The organism is Nostoc sp. S13 (assembly GCF_029379315.1).
Classification (GTDB): Bacteria; Cyanobacteriota; Cyanobacteriia; order Cyanobacteriales; family Nostocaceae; genus Nostoc.
On the sequence record NZ_JAQYWQ010000083.1, the window covers coordinates 15,785 to 33,373 of the forward strand.

Annotated in this window: 15 protein-coding genes, 2 pseudogenes and 1 CRISPR repeat array; of the genes and pseudogenes, 7 read left to right on the top strand and 10 right to left on the bottom strand. The window is 43.1% G+C overall.

Annotation, left to right across the window (positions count from 1 at the left end; genetic code table 11):
- The coding region (locus tag PUQ00_RS22465) for a HEAT repeat domain-containing protein (RefSeq protein ID WP_366145969.1) at positions 1-513 on the bottom strand (513 nt) is incomplete at its 3' end.
- A 315-nt stretch (positions 514-828) separates the two neighbouring features.
- Here PUQ00_RS22465 and PUQ00_RS22470 point away from each other — a divergent pair.
- A pseudogene (locus tag PUQ00_RS22470) lies at positions 829-1,760 on the top strand (Rpn family recombination-promoting nuclease/putative transposase).
- A 166-nt stretch (positions 1,761-1,926) separates the two neighbouring features.
- On the opposite strand, the gene PUQ00_RS22475 reads toward PUQ00_RS22470, so the two are convergent.
- The 3 genes from PUQ00_RS22475 to PUQ00_RS22485 all read right to left on the bottom strand — a co-directional run bounded on the left by PUQ00_RS22475 (position 1,927) and on the right by PUQ00_RS22485 (position 5,810).
- The gene (locus tag PUQ00_RS22475) at positions 1,927-2,265 is read right to left on the bottom strand and encodes a hypothetical protein (RefSeq protein ID WP_300420974.1); all 339 of its coding nucleotides are present in this window, start codon (positions 2,263-2,265) and stop codon (positions 1,927-1,929) included.
- A gap of 136 nt (positions 2,266-2,401) precedes the next feature.
- On the bottom strand, positions 2,402-4,927 hold the full coding sequence (locus tag PUQ00_RS22480; protein WP_300420977.1) for a sigma 54-interacting transcriptional regulator: 2,526 nt from the start codon (positions 4,925-4,927) through the stop codon (positions 2,402-2,404).
- A gap of 184 nt (positions 4,928-5,111) precedes the next feature.
- Positions 5,112-5,810: an aquaporin gene (locus PUQ00_RS22485; protein WP_300420978.1), complete on the bottom strand. Its 699-nt coding sequence runs from the start codon at positions 5,808-5,810 to the stop codon at positions 5,112-5,114.
- Positions 5,811-6,151: 341 nt separating this feature from the next.
- Here PUQ00_RS22485 and PUQ00_RS22490 point away from each other — a divergent pair, with 341 nt between their 5' ends.
- Complete coding sequence (locus PUQ00_RS22490; RefSeq protein WP_300420981.1) at positions 6,152-6,787, top strand: transaldolase family protein; 636 nt, start codon at positions 6,152-6,154, stop codon at positions 6,785-6,787.
- Between the two features lie 78 nt (positions 6,788-6,865).
- Here the strand turns inward: PUQ00_RS22490 and PUQ00_RS22495 are convergent, their stop codons facing one another.
- Positions 6,866-7,027, bottom strand: coding sequence for a hypothetical protein (locus tag PUQ00_RS22495; RefSeq protein ID WP_300420983.1), 162 nt, complete (start codon positions 7,025-7,027; stop codon positions 6,866-6,868).
- Between the two features lie 311 nt (positions 7,028-7,338).
- Here PUQ00_RS22495 and chrA point away from each other — a divergent pair, with 311 nt between their 5' ends.
- The 3 genes from chrA (at position 7,339) to PUQ00_RS22510 (ending at position 11,013) form a co-directional block, all read left to right on the top strand.
- Positions 7,339-8,550 carry a chromate efflux transporter gene (chrA, locus tag PUQ00_RS22500; protein ID WP_300420986.1) on the top strand — a complete coding sequence of 404 codons (1,212 nt, stop codon included), beginning with the start codon at positions 7,339-7,341 and terminating at the stop codon, positions 8,548-8,550.
- 687 nt (positions 8,551-9,237) lie between these two features.
- Positions 9,238-10,455, top strand: coding sequence for a glutathione S-transferase family protein (locus PUQ00_RS22505; RefSeq protein ID WP_300420988.1), 1,218 nt, complete (start codon positions 9,238-9,240; stop codon positions 10,453-10,455).
- Positions 10,456-10,575: 120 nt separating this feature from the next.
- Positions 10,576-11,013: a GNAT family N-acetyltransferase gene (locus tag PUQ00_RS22510; protein ID WP_300420991.1), complete on the top strand. Its 438-nt coding sequence runs from the start codon at positions 10,576-10,578 to the stop codon at positions 11,011-11,013.
- A 337-nt stretch (positions 11,014-11,350) separates the two neighbouring features.
- Here the strand turns inward: PUQ00_RS22510 and PUQ00_RS22515 are convergent, their stop codons facing one another.
- The 4 genes and pseudogenes from PUQ00_RS22515 to PUQ00_RS22525 form a co-directional block, all read right to left on the bottom strand.
- Positions 11,351-11,512, bottom strand: a complete 162-nt coding sequence (locus tag PUQ00_RS22515) for a hypothetical protein (protein WP_300420993.1) — start codon at positions 11,510-11,512, stop codon at positions 11,351-11,353.
- Positions 11,513-11,537: 25 nt separating this feature from the next.
- A pseudogene (locus PUQ00_RS32910) lies at positions 11,538-11,753 on the bottom strand (DUF3011 domain-containing protein); the annotation flags it as partial.
- Positions 11,754-12,024: 271 nt separating this feature from the next.
- Positions 12,025-12,360, bottom strand: coding sequence for a hypothetical protein (locus tag PUQ00_RS22520; RefSeq protein WP_300420996.1), 336 nt, complete (start codon positions 12,358-12,360; stop codon positions 12,025-12,027).
- Positions 12,361-12,838: 478 nt separating this feature from the next.
- Positions 12,839-13,242: a CRISPR direct-repeat array (repeat unit 33 nt; unit sequence GTTTCAATCCCTAATAGGGATTTTAGGTAATTG).
- Positions 13,243-13,598: 356 nt separating this feature from the next.
- The gene (locus PUQ00_RS22525; RefSeq protein WP_300420998.1) at positions 13,599-13,922 is read right to left on the bottom strand and encodes a hypothetical protein; all 324 of its coding nucleotides are present in this window, start codon (positions 13,920-13,922) and stop codon (positions 13,599-13,601) included.
- Between the two features lie 300 nt (positions 13,923-14,222).
- Between PUQ00_RS22525 and PUQ00_RS22530 the strand changes: the two genes are divergently transcribed.
- Positions 14,223-14,537 carry a DUF262 domain-containing protein gene (locus tag PUQ00_RS22530; protein ID WP_300421000.1) on the top strand — a complete coding sequence of 105 codons (315 nt, stop codon included), beginning with the start codon at positions 14,223-14,225 and terminating at the stop codon, positions 14,535-14,537.
- A gap of 324 nt (positions 14,538-14,861) precedes the next feature.
- Here PUQ00_RS22530 and aroA read toward each other — a convergent pair whose 3' ends face one another.
- Positions 14,862-16,142, bottom strand: coding sequence for a 3-phosphoshikimate 1-carboxyvinyltransferase (gene aroA / locus PUQ00_RS22535; RefSeq protein ID WP_300421002.1), 1,281 nt, complete (start codon positions 16,140-16,142; stop codon positions 14,862-14,864).
- A gap of 423 nt (positions 16,143-16,565) precedes the next feature.
- Between aroA and PUQ00_RS22540 the strand changes: the two genes are divergently transcribed.
- A complete protein-coding gene (locus tag PUQ00_RS22540) occupies positions 16,566-17,528 on the top strand; it encodes a hydrogenase small subunit (RefSeq protein WP_300421004.1) in 963 nt (320 codons plus the stop codon).
- The last annotated feature ends 61 nt before the right edge of the window (positions 17,529-17,589 follow it).

The following is a 17,589-nucleotide window of genomic DNA, read 5'->3' on the forward strand; positions in this document are numbered from 1 at the left end:
TGAGTCAACGGTTTTATCCTTGAGGAAGTCGAGGATGTCTTTGACGTAGGGTTTGGCTGCCTCCCCCAGATTTCCCAATGCCGATGCTGCATAGTAACGAACAGTTGAGTCAACGGTTTTATCCTTGAGGAAGTCGAGGATGTCTTTGACGTAGGGTTTGGCTGCCTCCCCCAGATTTCCCAATGCCGATGCTGCACCTCTACGAACATCTTTGTCAACGGTTTTATCCTTGAGGATTTTGGCAGCTTTTTCAGCAATATTTTCCGGTTTCTTTCCCAGAGATTTTAAATCTTTGAGATCATATTCAACTAATTTGTATAGTGCAGACCCCTTTACTCCGTCATATCCATCATCCAGGGCAGCAACGATACCGTTAATCTGCCACGCTTCTGGCTTCGGCTTGGGCTGTTCTTTCGCGCTCACCCAAGGCAGGGCGAGGAGGAGTGTCAACAGTAGAATAAAGGGAAAAAGGAAAAAGGGCGACCATCGCTTTTTAATTATGTGCAGATGCATTAGTATAATTCGTAATTTCTTTAGTAATAAAGGCTGTTTCTGCCCTTTCCTTGGTAGGGAAAGAGAAGGGAGTTAGGTTTTTTATTAGTCAATCAGGAACCGCTACAGTTATCTTTTTACCGTCTGATAACTCAACCTAGCTAGAAATGGAATATTAATGTAAATATTACAGGAATTTCAAAAGATACGCCCAGAGTCTAATAATGAGCTTCCTTGAGCGATGGTGCGACACCGAGTAGCCCGTCGTAGACATCGCCTACTCAAACCACTGCACCAGATAATAACAATACCTCGTTCAATTGTTGGCGATCGTTAATGTCCTTTGATAACCTCTGCAAACTCCTGTCCGAAAAACATCCTGCTACCTTTGCCAGTTGGGTATTAGGAACACCCTTCGGGTTCGCCAGTCGCCTGCGGAGGGAAACCCTCCCGAAGCGCTGGACTCACCGCAAACTTCTGTGAAAGTCCTGAAAACCGAATTGAGCATTGAACAAATTCGCGCTGATTATGTCACATTTTTACAATTACAAGGACGCATTCTCCATCTGGAATTTCAAACCAAACTAGAATCTACACCACCGCTATCCTTGCGGATGCTAGATTATTGGGTACGCTTGTATCGTTTGTATCGTCTACCGATAACGCAAGTTGTCGTATTATTACTTCCCCCGGCATCAGAAACAGTAATTGAAACTGTTTTCTGTGTCGAAACTACTCGCCATGAATATCGCGTAATTTCCTTATGGGAAGAAAATCCTGAACTATTCCTCAATGACCCAGCTTTGTTAGCATTAGCACCACTGACAGCAACCACGCAACCTCAAGCATTGTTGCAACAAGTTGTGGGCAAAGTTAATCAACTTGAGCCAAGACAACGAACAGAAATTTCCGCTTACACCCAAATCTTAGCGGGGTTAAAATACAATCAAGATTTGATTCGACAATTATTTCGGGAGGGTATGATGCGCGAGTCAGTGATTTATCAACAAATTCTAAGAGAAGGGGAACAACGAGGACGGGAATAAGGACGAAAAGCAGAAGGGCAATTGCTGATTCTCCGTCTGCTTACTCGCAGGGTGGGAGATTTACCTCAAGAAGTGCTAGACCGGATTGAAACTCTCTCTTTAGAACAATTAGAAAATCTCGGTGAAGCATTGTTGGATTTTCAGGCGATGCCTACGGCGGTAAACTACGCGGATTTAGAAACCTGGTTTAGTACATTAGACGTAGGAGTGAAAATAACGTAGGTACAATTTATAAATTATGCCTACCAAGGATTTCGGGCAACGCATAATTAATTTCACTCCTATGTCTATTAGATGAATTTTTCCATTTGAGCCAATGTCTGATAGCGCTAAGGGAAAAAATAGTTTCAGAAGAACGAAAGCGAGTTGAGCTTGTCAGATTGCCACATTAGAGTTCAATTAACTTGAAGCCCCAAGGTTTGAGAGCTGCTAAAGCTATTTCTGGATCTACACCGTCATAAGCCTCCCATTCCAACGGGTGTTCTTTTGGATGTCCGTCGCCGACATTACCTGCAACTTTAATGATCGGACAGTTAGCGATGCGATCGCGCTCTAACCCTTTTGGCAGTGCTAGTTCGATTTTGTGCCCGACAAATTTCGCCGTACTATCATTAGCTACAGATTCACGGATTAAACAAATATCGCCAGCAGTCCCCCAAGTAGTTTGGTAAATGTGGAGAAACGATATATACGTTGCTGGTTTGATGGATCTTTTTAGAACGTGCATTATCTGTAATCCTTACATTATGAGTGAAAAATCATATGAGTATTTTCTATCACCTTCGTATTGAAGAATGTTTTTAACTCACATTTTCCACCTAGCCCAGGCGATTAGAAACCGCCTGGTGGAAGATATCTGAAACTCAAAAGACGATAATCGCCCACAGACTAACTCCCAACCCAATGGTTGCTAGGTGTTGCGGCATGAGCGATCGCACTGCTTGCTTGGCAATCTTTTGCGTTAATAATATAGTCAGCAACACTGAGAAAATTATGGTTGCACCTTGCAAAAAGGCAATCACAGCGGGGTGAGCAACTAATATTGGCAATTGTTCACCACTCAAACCAAAAGTGGCAAAAGTCACAGGTAAAATCCGCCCGCCTTCGCCTAAGCCCAAACGTAGATAGTGAGCCAAGTTGCCCCCCAAGACTAATGGTAGGTAGCCATAGGCAAGTTCTACAAATGATCGCGGCTTAAGGTTAAAGTTGAACACTTGGAGCAAGCCATAAGCCGTGAAGGTAAAAATCGCTGGGATAATTAACACTAGCAGCGATAATCCTAAGTGCTGCCAAAACTGAGTTAAATCCAGTTGTAACCCCAACCAAGATTGCAACTCTGGCAAGCGATGCAGATATATACCACCCAACAGCAAAAACAATAATGCTACTTCATAAGTGCGGGGTACATGAGTTGTCCACAGTTCAATAGCAGGGGGACGCAAGTTGAACTCAACGGAACGATGGGGACAGGCTTTGAGGCAAGTCATGCAGAGTACGCAATCTCTGTTATCTTCTAATTGGGCTGGGTGTGAGTATAAAGGACATCCATTAGTTTCCAGCCCTTCGCCCTTTTGCGGCCCACCTTTATAACACTGATACGTGGTGCAACTGGCAGAACAAATACCTTGTTGTGCCCTAAGTTCCGTCATTGAGAGTTTGGCAAATAAACCATTCATTCCGCCGATGGGACAGAGATACCGACACCAAAACCGTCGCTCAAAAAGAGCCGAGAAAATCATCGCCCCGGCGGTAATTAATAGCAGCAAACAAGCGCTCAGGTAGGCAGTATTTTCTAAATGCCAGAGTTCTTCCCATAAGAAAATTAGGGTGAACAAACCAAACATGAACCATCCGCCCCATTTCTCAGCTTCCTCTCTGGGCCAGCGCTTGAGTTTTCGTGGCCACAGCCAGAGAGATAACTTTTGGGTAATTTCCCCGTAAATCATGAAGGGACAAACAGAACACCACACACGACCCAAAAAGGGAAAGAGAAATAAGAAGAAAGGCCACCACCAAGCCCAAAATAGATTTAATACGAAATTGCGATCGCGGGTTTGCGGGCCAATAAATAACACTGCAACAGTAATCGCAAAAGCCGTTGCTGTAAAACCATAGTTAAGGCGATCGGGCCACCAGGGACTACGTAAAAACCGCCGCAAACGAGGATAGGCATTTAACAGATTCACGCGAAATCGTTTTTTCTTAGTTTCGGCTGGCCAGAAAATTTCTTCTGTTAATTCATTGGCACCTTCCGCTTGCACGATCGCTCTTTCAACCAGATTTTTCAATTCCTTGAGGTTGCCAGGAAAATCATAGGACTGGAGGCGACGCAGAGCTTCTGGGGTGATATGCGGTTTGGGAACGCCTCTAGCCCGAATGTAGAGACTAGTATAATATTCAACCTGTGCCTGAATATCGGTTTTCCGCACCCGTAGCGGTGGTACTTTTATAATGTGACCAACAGAGCGTTCAATTGTCGGCTGAGTTTTTTCTGAAACAATCAGAATTCTGGCTCTACTAGGGCGAGCTTGGGGTGCTGGTTCTCCAGAACGAGCTACGGGAGTATATGTGCCAGTTTTGAGTAACTGCGTCACGGGAGATAATAATTCTTCCGGCAATTCTTGGATGTTGTTGAGAACTAGAGTACCTTCTCCCAACCATTCCAACAGTCCTGCTTTGCCGCCAGCGCGACCGAATAAATCTGCACCGCTAGTTTGGAGAATACCACAATTTACTTTAATAATTGGTTCTCGCCGTTTTGGAGAACCAAAGTGAATCAGGGCTGCTATGTTGTCTTTTTCTAACCCTGGTTCTCCGAAAATATCCACTGATTTGCGGTCAGCCGCAGCTTGTCGAATTTGCTCCCGCAGCCGCACAGCATAGCGACTTGTACCGATAATTCCGCGTTGCGCCTTGGTGACTAAATATGGTCGCAAGGCGAGGGAACGTTCTTGTTCATAGCCAAGAGCAGATGTCACCTGAGCTAATTCTTGAACCAATTGGCGGGAAAAAGCCAGAGCAATTTCGGGGTATTGGCTGACTAATTCCCGAAATTTATCAGCAGGTACAACCCACAAATGACATTCAGTTACCGTAGTAATTGTGAATGGCGTTAATTCTGCCAACAGCAATTCTTGGAGCTGAATTACCGCTCCGGGGAGGAATCCACAAGCTAAGGCTGGGTTGGTTTCATTGGTGCTATTGCTTTCCAGTTGACCTTCTACAAGAATATAAAGGGCTTCTGGAAGAGTGCCTTCGCTAACTAAGTCAGTTTCCGCACTCACTACTTGTTCTTCAATTACTTGAGCGATCGCATTTAACACTTCAAGTGAGAGAATTCCTAAAGTCGTCCGTTCTTGTAGCCATGTAACCATTTCTGGAGATGTCATATTAAGTTCTCCGTGTAGGCTGCTGTATAACAAGAATTATCCCTTGAAAGCCAGCTCAAAATATCTACGTGTGTTGATGCGTGACAATTTAGATCATGTCTGTCCATATACCCATGATTCCTGGAGTATTGTGCCGCCAAGGTATGCGTGAAGTTGTTAGGTGAGAATGTGCCTGTGATTTGGATTAGATGTCTGGTTCTTGCAGCCATCGGGCAACCATACCCGCCAAAACTCCACCGAAAATTGGGAACACTATGAAAATCCAAAGGTCAGCCAATGCCCAACCGCGAGTAAAAATAGCTGTAGCTAGCGATCGCACGGGATTGACGCTGGCATTTGTCACAGGAATCAGGATAAGATGCGCTAAGGTCAGCCCGAAACCGATGGGGATGGGTGCAGACAGCTTGAGAGCGGGAGAAGATGTCACGCTCAAGATCAGCAGCACAAAGCCACAGGTAACAGTGAATTCGGCTAATGCACAAGCCCACCAGCTATAGTTATCAGGGGAGTGAATTCCCACCCCATTAGAACCAAAGTTAGCTGTTGTAAAGTCTGGCTTGCCCATGCAAATCAAAAACAGGATAGTAGTTCCCCAAATTCCGCCGAGAACCTGACTCCCGATATATGGCAAAACGTCTCGGTAAGAAAACTGCTTGGCTACCCAAAAACCAATTGTAACTGCGGGGTTGATATGACATCCGCTGATCGAACCAAAAGTATAGGCAGCAGTCAACAAACTTAAGCCAAAAGCAATCGCCACTCCAGTAACTCCAACCCAAGGTATTGCACCAGAGATAACCGCAGTACCTACGCCCATCAAAACCAACCAAGCTGTACCTAGAGCTTCCGCCAAACATCGTTTTGCTAAAGAGTAACGATTCATGAGAAATGCTATAACTGGCTATACGTAATTAATACTTGTACACATTAGCGGAATCACACTAAGATAAATACTCACTTGTTGATTATTAAGTAGAAAACGTAACGATATACTGTTGGTTGCCTGATTTAAAAACTTGATTAAAAATTAAATTGATCGTAAATTAAAGGGTTTAAGACTCGCAACGTCAATACATAGCTTTGAGTTTCAGTTGGGGTTCAATTTTGGGGAAAGTCTGAGCGGAATTCTACCATCCAAGACGAAACCGTTGTAGTGCTTCGTGTGCTTCACAGCGCACGAGATATGAATACAAAGTTATCGCCAGATCATTAAGGGGAGAAATTATGGCAATTTATCTAGACTCAGCGATCGCATCGGAAGCTGAAGTTGTTAAGCTTTGGGGATGGGTGAAAGGGATTACAACCAATCCCACACTGTTGTCTCAAAGCGATACCCCACCAGAAATCACGCTCAAAAAATTGGTTGCCTTGACAAATGGCCCGTTATACTATCAACTTGTGGCATCTGATAAAGCTCTGATGCTAGCTGAAGGTAGAAAAGCTTTCGAGATTATTGGTTCACAAACAATTTTGAAAATTCCCGCAACACCGTTAGGGTTTGAAGTAGTCGCGAGTCTATCATCAGAAATTACCTGTTCGGTGACAGCAATTTACAGTGCCGCACAGGCAGCAGTCGCACGGGAGGCGGGTGCTAAAATTGCCATAGCTTATGTAAATCGCGCTAGTCGCTTATTAGGTGACGGTATTGCTTTAGTGCGGGATATGGCTAGCGTACTCAAAGGCAGTGATACTGAAATCTTGGCAGCTAGTATCAAATCTCCCGAAGAAGCAGCCGCGTCGTTGCAAGCCGGGGCAGATCATTTAACTTTACCACTGGCAATGTTGCAGGCGATCGCTACTCATGAGTTATCACAAAAAACTGTTGAAGAATTCGCTAAAGGAGGCATTGGCTTAAAATAATTCATAATTCGTAATGACGCTTCTCTAGAGGCTCCGCCAACGCGTAGCTTGGCTTTTGAGCAAGGGTACGCAGACTCGCTAACGTAATTCGTAATTAAATATGAGTTTGTCAGATATCCCTAATCTCTGGGTTCCTTTAGCACTTTTAGGTTTAATTATTATAGCTGCTGTATTTTTCAGCCGCAGCAATTGATATTTAAAGCCAAGTTCATAGAGAGTTTCGCACGATTTTTGACTCATGGAAATCTCTCCCTTGACAATTTACCCATTTCCTTAACTTGTCACCAATGCCGAGAGTAGGGCATCGAAAAGCTGAAATGATGCCCTGCCAAAGCCGTAACACACCTTACAATTAAATTGATTTATGGGGTTACTGAGCAGTTCGGCAAAGCTCACTGTAAGACTTGTCGAAGTATGGGAATTATTAATAGATATCTCCGAAAAAGAATGTAGAGACGCGAAATTTCGCGTCTCTACAAGGGTTCTAGATAACGCATATTTAATTTTACCAGATGTCTAATGGGTAAATTTTGAATTTGGAGCAAAGCGATGTGACTAACTCAGCAGTAAGTCGTTTAGGGGAACTCGCCAACCTGTTTTTTAAACTCGGTGTCATCGGCTTTGGAGGCCCGGTTGCCCATATTGCCATGATTGAAGATGAAGTAGTTAAGCAGCGTCAGTGGTTGACAAGGGAGAATTTTTTAGATTTGCTGGGCGCAACTAACCTAATTCCTGGCCCCAATTCCACAGAAATGGCTATCCATATAGGATACATCTATGCAGGATGGTTGGGGCTGATTGTGTCAGGCGTTTGTTTTATCTTACCTGCGGTTATAATTACTGGCGGGTTTGCTTGGGTTTATGTTGCTTACGGTACTCTACCCCAAGTCGCTCCCTTACTTTATGGCATTAAACCGGCTGTTTTAGCAATTATCATCAATGCCCTCTGGGGCTTGGGAAAAAAAGCTGTGAAAACTCGCCAATTGCTGGTGATTGCTTTGGCTGTGGCGTTACTGACATTGTTATTCAAATTAAATGAAGTAATTGCCCTATTAATTGGGGGATTGCTGGGTATGCTTTGGTTACATTCTGGTGATAAAAACGACAAACCAAGAAATAAAGCCAATTTTTTGATTGCTAGTCTCAGCACAGGTGCAACTTTGAAAGCATTACCTGTATTTGCTGCATCGGTAGCTACTGTAGCCAACGTTTCTTTATGGGAGTTGGGCTGGTTTTTTCTCAAAGTCGGTAGTGTCTTGTTTGGTGGTGGCTACCTTTTGGTGGCTTTTCTCCAAGGAGGATTAGTTGAAGAATATGGCTGGCTGACACAACAACAGTTATTAGATGCGATCGCAATTGGTCAATTTACCCCTGGGCCAGTACTTTCCACTGCGACATTTATTGGTTATATCATTGCCGGTATACCTGGCGCAATTGTTGCCACAATCGGAATTTTTCTACCTTCTTTTGTTTTTGTTGCTGCCCTGAATCACCTTATCCCACGCTTACGGGCTTCTTCTTGGACTAGAGCCTTTTTGGATGCTGTGAATGTTAGTGCTGTAGCGCTAATGGTTATTACTACTCTGCAACTGGGGGCAGCAACTCTAATATTACCACAAGCCCCATTTATAGATTTTCTCGGCTTGGCGATCGCGATCGTCTCAGCCATTTTAGTTATTCGTTTGGGCATCAATGCTGCATGGCTAGTCTTTGGTAGCGCTTTAATTGGATGGGGTGCTTCACTCTTGGGCTACACTCGATAAATTGCAAGTATTGTAGATTCTAGCATTTATAGAGATTTCTCTGATTTTGCCGACTTAAACAAGTCAAAAAATAGATAGATTAAATCTTGCTTTCAAACTATTTTTATGCGATGATAACCATTAACTCCGGTAAATCAATAAGATTGCCGGAGTTTATAAACAAAGTTCAATAATTAAGCTTTTTTATGACTTACCCAAAATATCTCTGAAACTCTTATTTCCACCGTTCGCGCAGCGTCTTCCCTTGGGAGAAGTTCAGAGACGCTCGCGGACTCGCTTTGCGTGACGCTAACGGCGGAAGCCGCCGCTCCGACTTCTCTCCGTGTACTCTGCGCCTGGAGGGGTTCGTTATTCCGTAACTCGTGCGTAAGTCCTATTTTTATCTGTTTACAAGCTATAAACATACCTGTCTATAGATAGCTTCAGGGCTGCTATCTATAAAAAATTTGCTAATTTTCTTTAATGAAAAACCACAAAAATAAAATTAGTTACTCTGAAATCGTGGCTCAAATTTAAACTATTAATTAAAAATTCGATAAGTTCAAAATCTTTGAGTTTAAAACTACTTAACTATTTTTGAACTCTCGGTTCTCAACTATACATATCTGTCATAGTAAAAAGCTTCCTATTTTAATATCGTCTAGAACATTATTAGCCTATAAAAGTTAACTTAAATAAAGGTAAAATATGTCAATTCAAGACACAGTGACTAATTGGGAACAACTGTTAGAAATTGCTCAAAAAAATACCCCTGCTAGACGGGTGCGTAGACCAGGGCAATCCCCTTCTACCGCTCCCATCCCTAGCAGTCTTGATAAACTACCACCAGATACAGAACCGCCAGTACTGCTCTACCGCGATACCAACTCTTGGTGTCCATTTTGCGAACGGGTTTGGTTTGCTCTCGAAGAAAAGGAAATTCCCTTTGCGACAGAGTTTATCGACTTGACCAACAAGCCTAAATGGTATACCGATTTAGTTCCTACAACCCTTGTCCCTGCTGCGAAAATTGAGGGAAAGTTAGTCTATGAATCCAAAGACATTCTGTTAGCATTGGAAGAACGATTTGGGCCAACCTTACTGCCTGAAGACCCAGAGGAAAATGCCGTTGCTAGGCAGTGGCTTGAGGATGCTGAAACCAATGGTGTGAGAGATATTGCCTACAAATTTCTCAGACAAGCCCCTGAAGATCCTAATGAATTAGCAAGTTTACAGGCAGCTTTTGAAGCGAAATTAGACGAACTGGAGCAACTTCTGGGAAAGTATCCTGGTCCCTACTTTTTGTCAACGTTTAGCATCGTAGACATTACCTATAGCCCCCATTTAGACCGATTGGCAGCTAACTTACCCGTTTATCGGGGATATCACCTCAAGGGAAATAGCCGGTATCCTCGCATCAACGCTTGGTTTGAAGCACTCAAACAGCGTCCCGCCTATCACCGTGTCAAATCGGATGATACGACCAACAATTTACTCCTGCGTCGCCGATGGGGCGTGACACCAATCGGCAATCCCTTGCCCCCAGACCCAGCAGCTAGCCAGGAAATTCAATTTCGGGCAGAAGCGGCTGAGAGATTGACTGATAACCGAGAAGTTGCTTTAGGAGACATCCTAAAAAACTCCGGGGTGCAAGCATTGGCGGTTAATGGCGACACAACAGCCGTTAAAGAAGCGGTTGATTTTCACCTCAGATTGCTGGCTGACTATCTGATTAATGGTAATGGCGCAGCATTACCGTGGGGGCGCGTAGGTGGCAAAGACAATGCTGATCCGATTGTGTCTGCGGTTGGAGCGATCACACTCGCTTATGTGAGAAATCGGATCTGTGCGCCACGGGATATGAGCGCTGGTGCTGCAACTGCATTTCGGGCAGCAGCAGATAAAGTGTTGGCATCGCTTTATTAGCGATCGCTAGTGACAAATTAAGATTCTATTTCACATGGTGGTAGGCTGGACAATTTTTAGCTACCACCTGTTTTTCTCACCAATTTCTCTTGCGGAGAAGTCTAATAAGAATGACAGTATATGCATATTAGCCTTCGTCATATCTCAGAAGCTGACTTTGATTTCATTCATCAGGTGACGAAAGCGGCAATGCAAACCTATGTTGAACTTACCTGGGGAAATTGGGTCAATGAAGAGCAGCGATCGCTAACTTACGATTCAATTGATTTATCAACGCATCAGATTATTCAGTTTGATAGTCAGGATGTTGGATGTTTGGCAGTCGAGCGTCATTCTAGCTACGTGCAGTTAACGAAACTGTATTTGCTTCCTAATTTTCAGCGTCGTGGCATTGGTACATTTGTTATCCGACAGTTGATTGCTGAAGCCAAGGAGCGTAAAACACCCTTGCGACTGAGAGTTCTAGCTGTAAATCCAGCGCATAGGCTTTACCAGCGTGAGGGGTTTGTTGTTCAAGCACAAACACAGGAGAGAATTTATATGGAATATGTCGGGTAAAATTTAGTTGCAGCGATCGCGGCACGATTACAAATCGCTAAACCGGAATGCAGCATGAGTTGTCTAATACCCTTTCTTTGTGAAGCTGCATATATTTACCCCCCGGCTACGCCGTCCCGCCTTGCAAAGGGGGGACTTGTTATGTGCATCTTCATACAGAATTGGTATAAGTACTTTTTATTTACTTTAGATAGCGCCTATTATTCCTGAGTTTCAATACTAAGGGTTCAGGTAAGGACGCAGACCGAGCCTGAACCCTATTAGTATCTTGTGGCGTTTTGGGGTAGATATGGCATGGCTGACACCAAGGGCAACAGCCACGAACGCACATCGCCCGTTAGACCATTTCGACACGGCGACCCCAAATACCCAATTTCCTATTTGTCATATCTGCCGTCTCTGCCGTCTCTGTCATACCTGTCGTTTCTGTCATACCTGCCGTCTCTGTCATATCTGTCGTTTCTGCGATCGCCAACTGAGAATTCAGCTCGGCAACCATTTTTCACCCAAACACGATTATTTCTATAGCCCCAATTTCCTCTACAACTGGCGCTAGACAATTGCCTAACAAGCCTGACTCTGCCTCTAGTAGGTATTGAACAAGTATTACTCTGATTATTCTCGCTTGAACAAGTGATTATCTCCTGAGCTGAAGCCGGAGTTGCAACGCCCAAAAGTGTTCCTATACTAATGCTGGCAACCATGAAGGTGGCAGCAACTATGGGAAGACGCATTACCATATTCAATGTTAGACTTATTCAAAAATTTCAAACCGAAAACTACAGTAATTGTAGCGAACTGGATTAAGAGCCAATTCTCAAATAAATTAAATGCAAATATTCTTTGCATTCTCAACAGTAGTTCAACGAACCTTTCCCTGCCTAAAACTAAAGTTCAAGTCTGTCTCTCTCCGAGTCGGAGAGGGACGGTTTTGCGTAGTCAAACCTCTTAGAGGTCTTTTGATTTAGCTAATTAGGCGGACACTATATGGGCCGTCGAGTTCACGTTTTCTTAGTAACGAAAGCGAGCTTGACGTTCACGCAATTCACGAATATGTCGTTCACGAGCTTGACGTTCACGCAATTCACGAATATGTCGTTCACGAGCTTGACGTTCACGCAATTCACGAATATGTCGTTCACGAGCTTGACGTTCACGAAATTCACGAGCGCGTTGTTCCCTGACTTGACGTTCGTGTTGGACTCTACCGTTATTAAAAGCTACAGTATTGCGATTCAAATGCTCATGCTCAGATTTAAATTCAGCAGCATTAGCATTTTGGGAAAGAGCAGCAATTGAAGCAGCTGCTAATAAGCCTCCAAGAAGAATAGATTTAAAGCGGTTCATATATCCTCTATCTACCTTGCATTAGTTGATTTGTATACTCTCAATCTAATCGGAATAATCAGGTACACGCCTGTGACAAAAGTCATGTTTAAATGGTTACTTTTGTCACTAATACTAGGATTTATATTTGATTTTTAAAATCGAATAATGGTCGAAACCTTACCTGAGATGGATTATACCTCTCAGGGTAGTCTAGTAAGAGGCTATTTATAAAGTAAATATTAAGTAGGGTGTGTTACGGTTATGCAAGGATTTGGGAGTTCGAGAGAGTGAGAAGTAGCCGTAACGCACCATGTTTCTCGGTGCGTTAAGCGTTGCTATAACGCACCCTACAATTTAAGGTTTACTTTATAAATCATCTCTAAAACTAAGGTCGGATTCCTATATTAAAAACCATCGCCAAGCGGTGGTGTGATAGAGCATTAGTCTACACATCTCAATTCTTCTATTACACATATTTAGGAATACGTATAATGCTGTTTTAATCACTAATAAATATTTTAGGTAACTGTAATGTGCCCAAAACTACGAATTAACCCGTGCTGATCGTTTCAATCCCTAATAGGGATTTTAGGTAATTGCAATCAATTGGCACAACTGCAATAATTCTGAAGCATAGAGTTTCAATCCCTAATAGGGATTTTAGGTAATTGCAATTAACTAGAAGTAATTGCAGCAGCAGAACCAGGAATGTTTCAATCCCTAATAGGGATTTTAGGTAATTGTAATGGTATACAATTTCAGTTGTATAGCCGTGTCTGCATGTTTCAATCCCTAATAGGGATTTTAGGTAATTGTAATGCACAGTGGATAGTTTGCAGCCACGGGTCGTGAAGTGTCTGCATGTTTCAATCCCTAATAGGGATTTTAGGTAATTGTAATCGCTGGCTTCTGAAAACCTTGCCTTATATGGTTTTCAAGGTTCGTTGCGCGAATAAAAATTCCTAATACGAGGAGTTGTGATTTGGCTAGAGTCAAATGGCTGAAAACTAGTCCAAATAAGGTGCGCGGATGATTTAAAAATGCTAAAGCTCTCAAGTTTTTGCAGATAAGGCAATTCAGCCATTTTTGTACTTACCCCTTCCCCAACACCTACCCATCCGCGCATTCAGCAAAAAAAACTAATCTGATTGGAAAGCTGCTTACTATAAATATCTGACTCGATTAGGTTAGCTAACTTCAGGGCAATGCTTGGGCTGGGCTACGTCTAGGCAATACCAGCATCGCCATAACCAATCTTATTTAGGAACGTCTTCAAAGTCTGTTATGGCACAAGCAAACTCCCTAAAAGCTGTTTTAATCAAAACCTCTTTCGTTCCCCTTTCCAGCGAAGAATTGCGTATGAGGTCTGTTAATTCTATGAACAACAGAGAAAACATAAAACGATCTTGGCGGTCAACTTGTTTCAAGCAAGACAATATGAACTGATAAAGCTCTGTTTTTCTAGGTTTGGTTTGTTCATCCCATATTTGCAACCCAAGCCGCAAGGTTCTCAAGCGGATTTCATTACTATTGAAGGACGCGTCTTTGTAGCGGACTGATACGCGTTGGGGTATTTCCATGAGTTTTAGCTATACATATTCAATGTAAAGTAATTATTCAGTTATATTTTGCCTCAACCGGAAAAATTTGATATTTAGCTTGAAAACAGGTGACAGGTGATAGGGAATAGGGAAAGATATTTTCAATCTGATATAGCAGAATTCAGATGTAACTGTCTGTAAAGTAATGTAACAGATGTTTCAAAAAATGCAACCTTAAGTTAGTTCAGTCTTGTGGCGATCGCAGTAATGAGTGAGTTAAACTGCGTTTGATTAGGGAAAATAGCATCAAATTATACTCAGCTAGTAAGTTTAAATTTTATGCCAGTAGCCATTCACGCCACAGAAAAAGCACTATTCAAGGTTTTTAGTAACGACTTCGCGTTTTCCATACCGGCTTATCAGCGTCCTTATGCATGGACAAAAGAGCAAGCAAGTGAGTTGTTAAGTGATCTGTTGTCTTTTTTAGGAAATGATTCAGAAGTTATAGCCGATACTAACTCTTATTTTTTGGGGAGTATAGTTTTGATTAAAAGTGAAGATGCTCCTAAAGCCGACGTAGTTGATGGACAGCAACGTTTGACAACGCTTACAATTCTTCTAGCCGTTCTACGAAGTTTACTCAGTGAGGAGTAGAGGAGGGTTGAATTGAGTCCTCGGATTTTTCATCCTGCTGTAAAAAGCTGCACCAGATTTTCAGCATCTTAACCGCTTTCGCTATTCTAGCGATCGCTCTCAACAAAATTTTGTTTAGCACAGATTAAACTTTTTGCAAAAGTCAATTCCTCTCCCCGTTGGCATCAGCTTGCCGTTAGGCAAGGGTCGAGAGGCTTTGAAACCCAGTTTTAGTTTTTCTCTGCTTGTATGAAACCACCCTGCCATTCGCTTGTAGGGAAGGGGGCCCAGTGCGTTAGGTTTCTCAGGCTTAGATGTTACCAAAAATACTTTTCAAACATCCTCTTATTGTTCTAACATTTGGAAGAATCGGGTAAAGTAATCTGGAAAGGTTTTCGCTGTACAGCCAGGATCTTTAATCACAATCCCTGGAACCTTCAAGCCAGTGACAGCAAAAGCCATCGCCATTCGATGATCGTGATAGGTTTCAATCGCCGCCGGGGTAATGGGGCTAGGCTCAATTTTCAGTCTATCTGCAAATTCTTCAACTTTGACTCCCAGCCGACGCAATTCTGTGACAACAGCTTGAATCCGATCGGTTTCTTTATATCGAATATGTTCCACGTTCCGAATCGTAATCGGTGAACTGGCAAAAGGCGCGATCGCTGCTAATGTTTGCACTAAATCTGATATATCATTCATATCAATGTCGATGCCTTGCAATTGCTTTGGCCCCGTGACTTCAGTGTAATCATCAGAGTCATTAATTTGGCAACCCATCTGTTCTAAAACATTCAGCCACAAAATATCACCCTGACAGGATTGTTTGGTCAAATGTTTGACGCGCACTCGTCCACCCGTGACGGCGGCGGCGGCAAAAAAGTAAGAAGCATTTGAAGCATCAGGTTCTACTGTATAATGTCGAGCTTGGTAACGCTGACCGGCTTTAATCTGAAATTGATTATCGCCGATTTGAATCACCTCCACGCCAAAATCCGCCATTAAACGACAGGTCATTTTGACGTAAGACTGAGAAACCAGTGTACCCTCAACCTCAAAAATCGTATCCTGTTGAGCATAAGGGGCAATCATCAGCAATGCTGAAAGTTGCTGACTTGTTTGGTTGGCTTTCAAGCGAAAATTTCCCCCAGCAAATCCCTGGCTATAGAGGGTGTAGGGCATAAACCCGGAGTTTCCCTCAAAGTTAACAGTTGCTCCACCCGTTTGCAGCACCGTCAACAAGTCACCCATCGGTCGTTCTCGCATCCGAGTCACGCCATCTAGCCGATATTCGCCGTTACCTAGTGCCACCAGCGCCGAAATAAACCGTGCTGTAGTACCTGATAAACCCACAAATAAATCTGCCTGTTTAGCTGGGATGTCGCCTCCCCTTCCTGTAACCTGAATCTGAGCCAAATGAGGATTCAAAGTAATGGGAATGCCTAATTGCTCTACGCATTTGGCAAAATACTCACTGTCTTCACTAAATAAAGCATTTTCTAGAATGGAGTCACCTTGCGCCAAAGCGGCGACAAGCAACGCCCGATTGGTAAGACTTTTAGAACCGGGAATTTCTACCGTGGCATCCACTGGCCGATTTAAAGCAGGAATTGCAATGGTATCCACGTTAAACCTCTACGTAGGCGATCAGCTACAACTTTATATATTGACATATTGTGAGCAAAAGAGGCTGGGGAAGCTGGGGAAAAAGAATTATTGATTATTAACTGATGCCCAATCTGACTAATTTAGAGGACATAATATTACACATAAAGCAGATTTCAAGCAAGGTAAAGTACATAAGTATTCGTCTCAAAACCAGGTATAAACCCTATTTTACTTCTGAATTCTGCTGTATAACATACATAACTATTAAAATTAATCTTGATGTAATTTCAGTTATTTTTAATGATTAATTCTTTTTTAATGAAAGTGAATTCAATAAAAAAATATCTTACTATTAAAAAATAAATATTGATAAACAGGTGAGACTTTACAAGCATTATCACCTACATCATGCATGGGAAACAATAGAAAAACGCATAGCCGATGACTAACGTACTATGGTTACAAGGTGGTGCTTGTTCAGGCAACACCATGTCATTTCTCAACGCTGAAGAACCGACAGTCTGCGATTTGATTGCCGATTTTGGTATCAAATTACTTTGGCATCCATCGTTGGGATTGGAACTAGGTAACAACTTGCAAACACTGCTACGAAATTGTATTTCTGGGACAATTCCTTTAGATATTTTGGTATTTGAAGGCAGCGTTGTTAACGCCCCCAACGGCACAGGCGAATGGAATCGGTTTGCCGATCGCGCCATGAAAGATTGGTTAGCAGACCTCGCCAAAGTTGCTCATTTTATCGTAGCTGTAGGAGACTGTGCCACATGGGGAGGAATTCCCGCTATGTCACCCAACCCCAGCGAATCGGAGGGTTTGCAATTTCTCAAGCGTCAAGAAGGCGGCTTTTTAGGTAAAGACTTCTTGTCTCAAGCCGGATTACCTGTAATTAATCTACCTGGATGTCCCGCCCATCCCGACTGGATTACGCAGATATTAGTTGCGATCGCTACTGGACGTATAGCAGACATTGCTTTTGACGAACTAAATCGTCCCCAAACCTTCTTCAACTCCTATACCCAAACAGGTTGTACCCGTAACATCCACTTTGCCTACAAAGCCTCAACCGCCGAATTTGGTCAGCGTAAAGGATGCCTATTTTATGACTTAGGTTGTCGCGGCCCCATGACCCATTCTTCCTGCAACCGCATCTTATGGAACCGCGTCTCTTCCAAAACCCGCGCCGGTATGCCTTGTTTAGGTTGCACTGAACCAGAATTTCCCTTCTTTGACCTCAAACCCGGAACCGTATTTAAAACCCAAACAGTTATGGGAGTTCCTAAGGAATTACCACCAGGGGTGAACAAAAAAGACTACGCATTACTCACAATGATCGCCAAAGATGCCGCACCACCTTGGGCAGAAGAAGACTTTTTTACAGTTTAGGGAATGGGGCATTGGGCATTGGGCATTGGGCATTGGGCATTGGGCATTGGGCATTGGGCAT

Coding starts and splice junctions, on each gene's coding strand:
- PUQ00_RS22475 (WP_300420974.1), bottom strand. CDS start 2,265: ATGCACGTTCTAAAAAGATCCATCAAACCAGCAACGTATATATCGTTT.
- PUQ00_RS22480 (WP_300420977.1), bottom strand. CDS start 4,927: ATGACATCTCCAGAAATGGTTACATGGCTACAAGAACGGACGACTTTA.
- PUQ00_RS22485 (WP_300420978.1), bottom strand. CDS start 5,810: ATGAATCGTTACTCTTTAGCAAAACGATGTTTGGCGGAAGCTCTAGGT.
- PUQ00_RS22490 (WP_300420981.1), top strand. CDS start 6,152: ATGGCAATTTATCTAGACTCAGCGATCGCATCGGAAGCTGAAGTTGTT.
- PUQ00_RS22495 (WP_300420983.1), bottom strand. CDS start 7,027: ATGAGTCAAAAATCGTGCGAAACTCTCTATGAACTTGGCTTTAAATAT.
- PUQ00_RS22505 (WP_300420988.1), top strand. CDS start 9,238: ATGTCAATTCAAGACACAGTGACTAATTGGGAACAACTGTTAGAAATT.
- PUQ00_RS22510 (WP_300420991.1), top strand. CDS start 10,576: ATGCATATTAGCCTTCGTCATATCTCAGAAGCTGACTTTGATTTCATT.
- PUQ00_RS22515 (WP_300420993.1), bottom strand. CDS start 11,512: ATGGTTGCCGAGCTGAATTCTCAGTTGGCGATCGCAGAAACGACAGAT.
- PUQ00_RS22520 (WP_300420996.1), bottom strand. CDS start 12,360: ATGAACCGCTTTAAATCTATTCTTCTTGGAGGCTTATTAGCAGCTGCT.
- PUQ00_RS22525 (WP_300420998.1), bottom strand. CDS start 13,922: ATGGAAATACCCCAACGCGTATCAGTCCGCTACAAAGACGCGTCCTTC.
- PUQ00_RS22530 (WP_300421000.1), top strand. CDS start 14,223: ATGCCAGTAGCCATTCACGCCACAGAAAAAGCACTATTCAAGGTTTTT.
- PUQ00_RS22540 (WP_300421004.1), top strand. CDS start 16,566: ATGACTAACGTACTATGGTTACAAGGTGGTGCTTGTTCAGGCAACACC.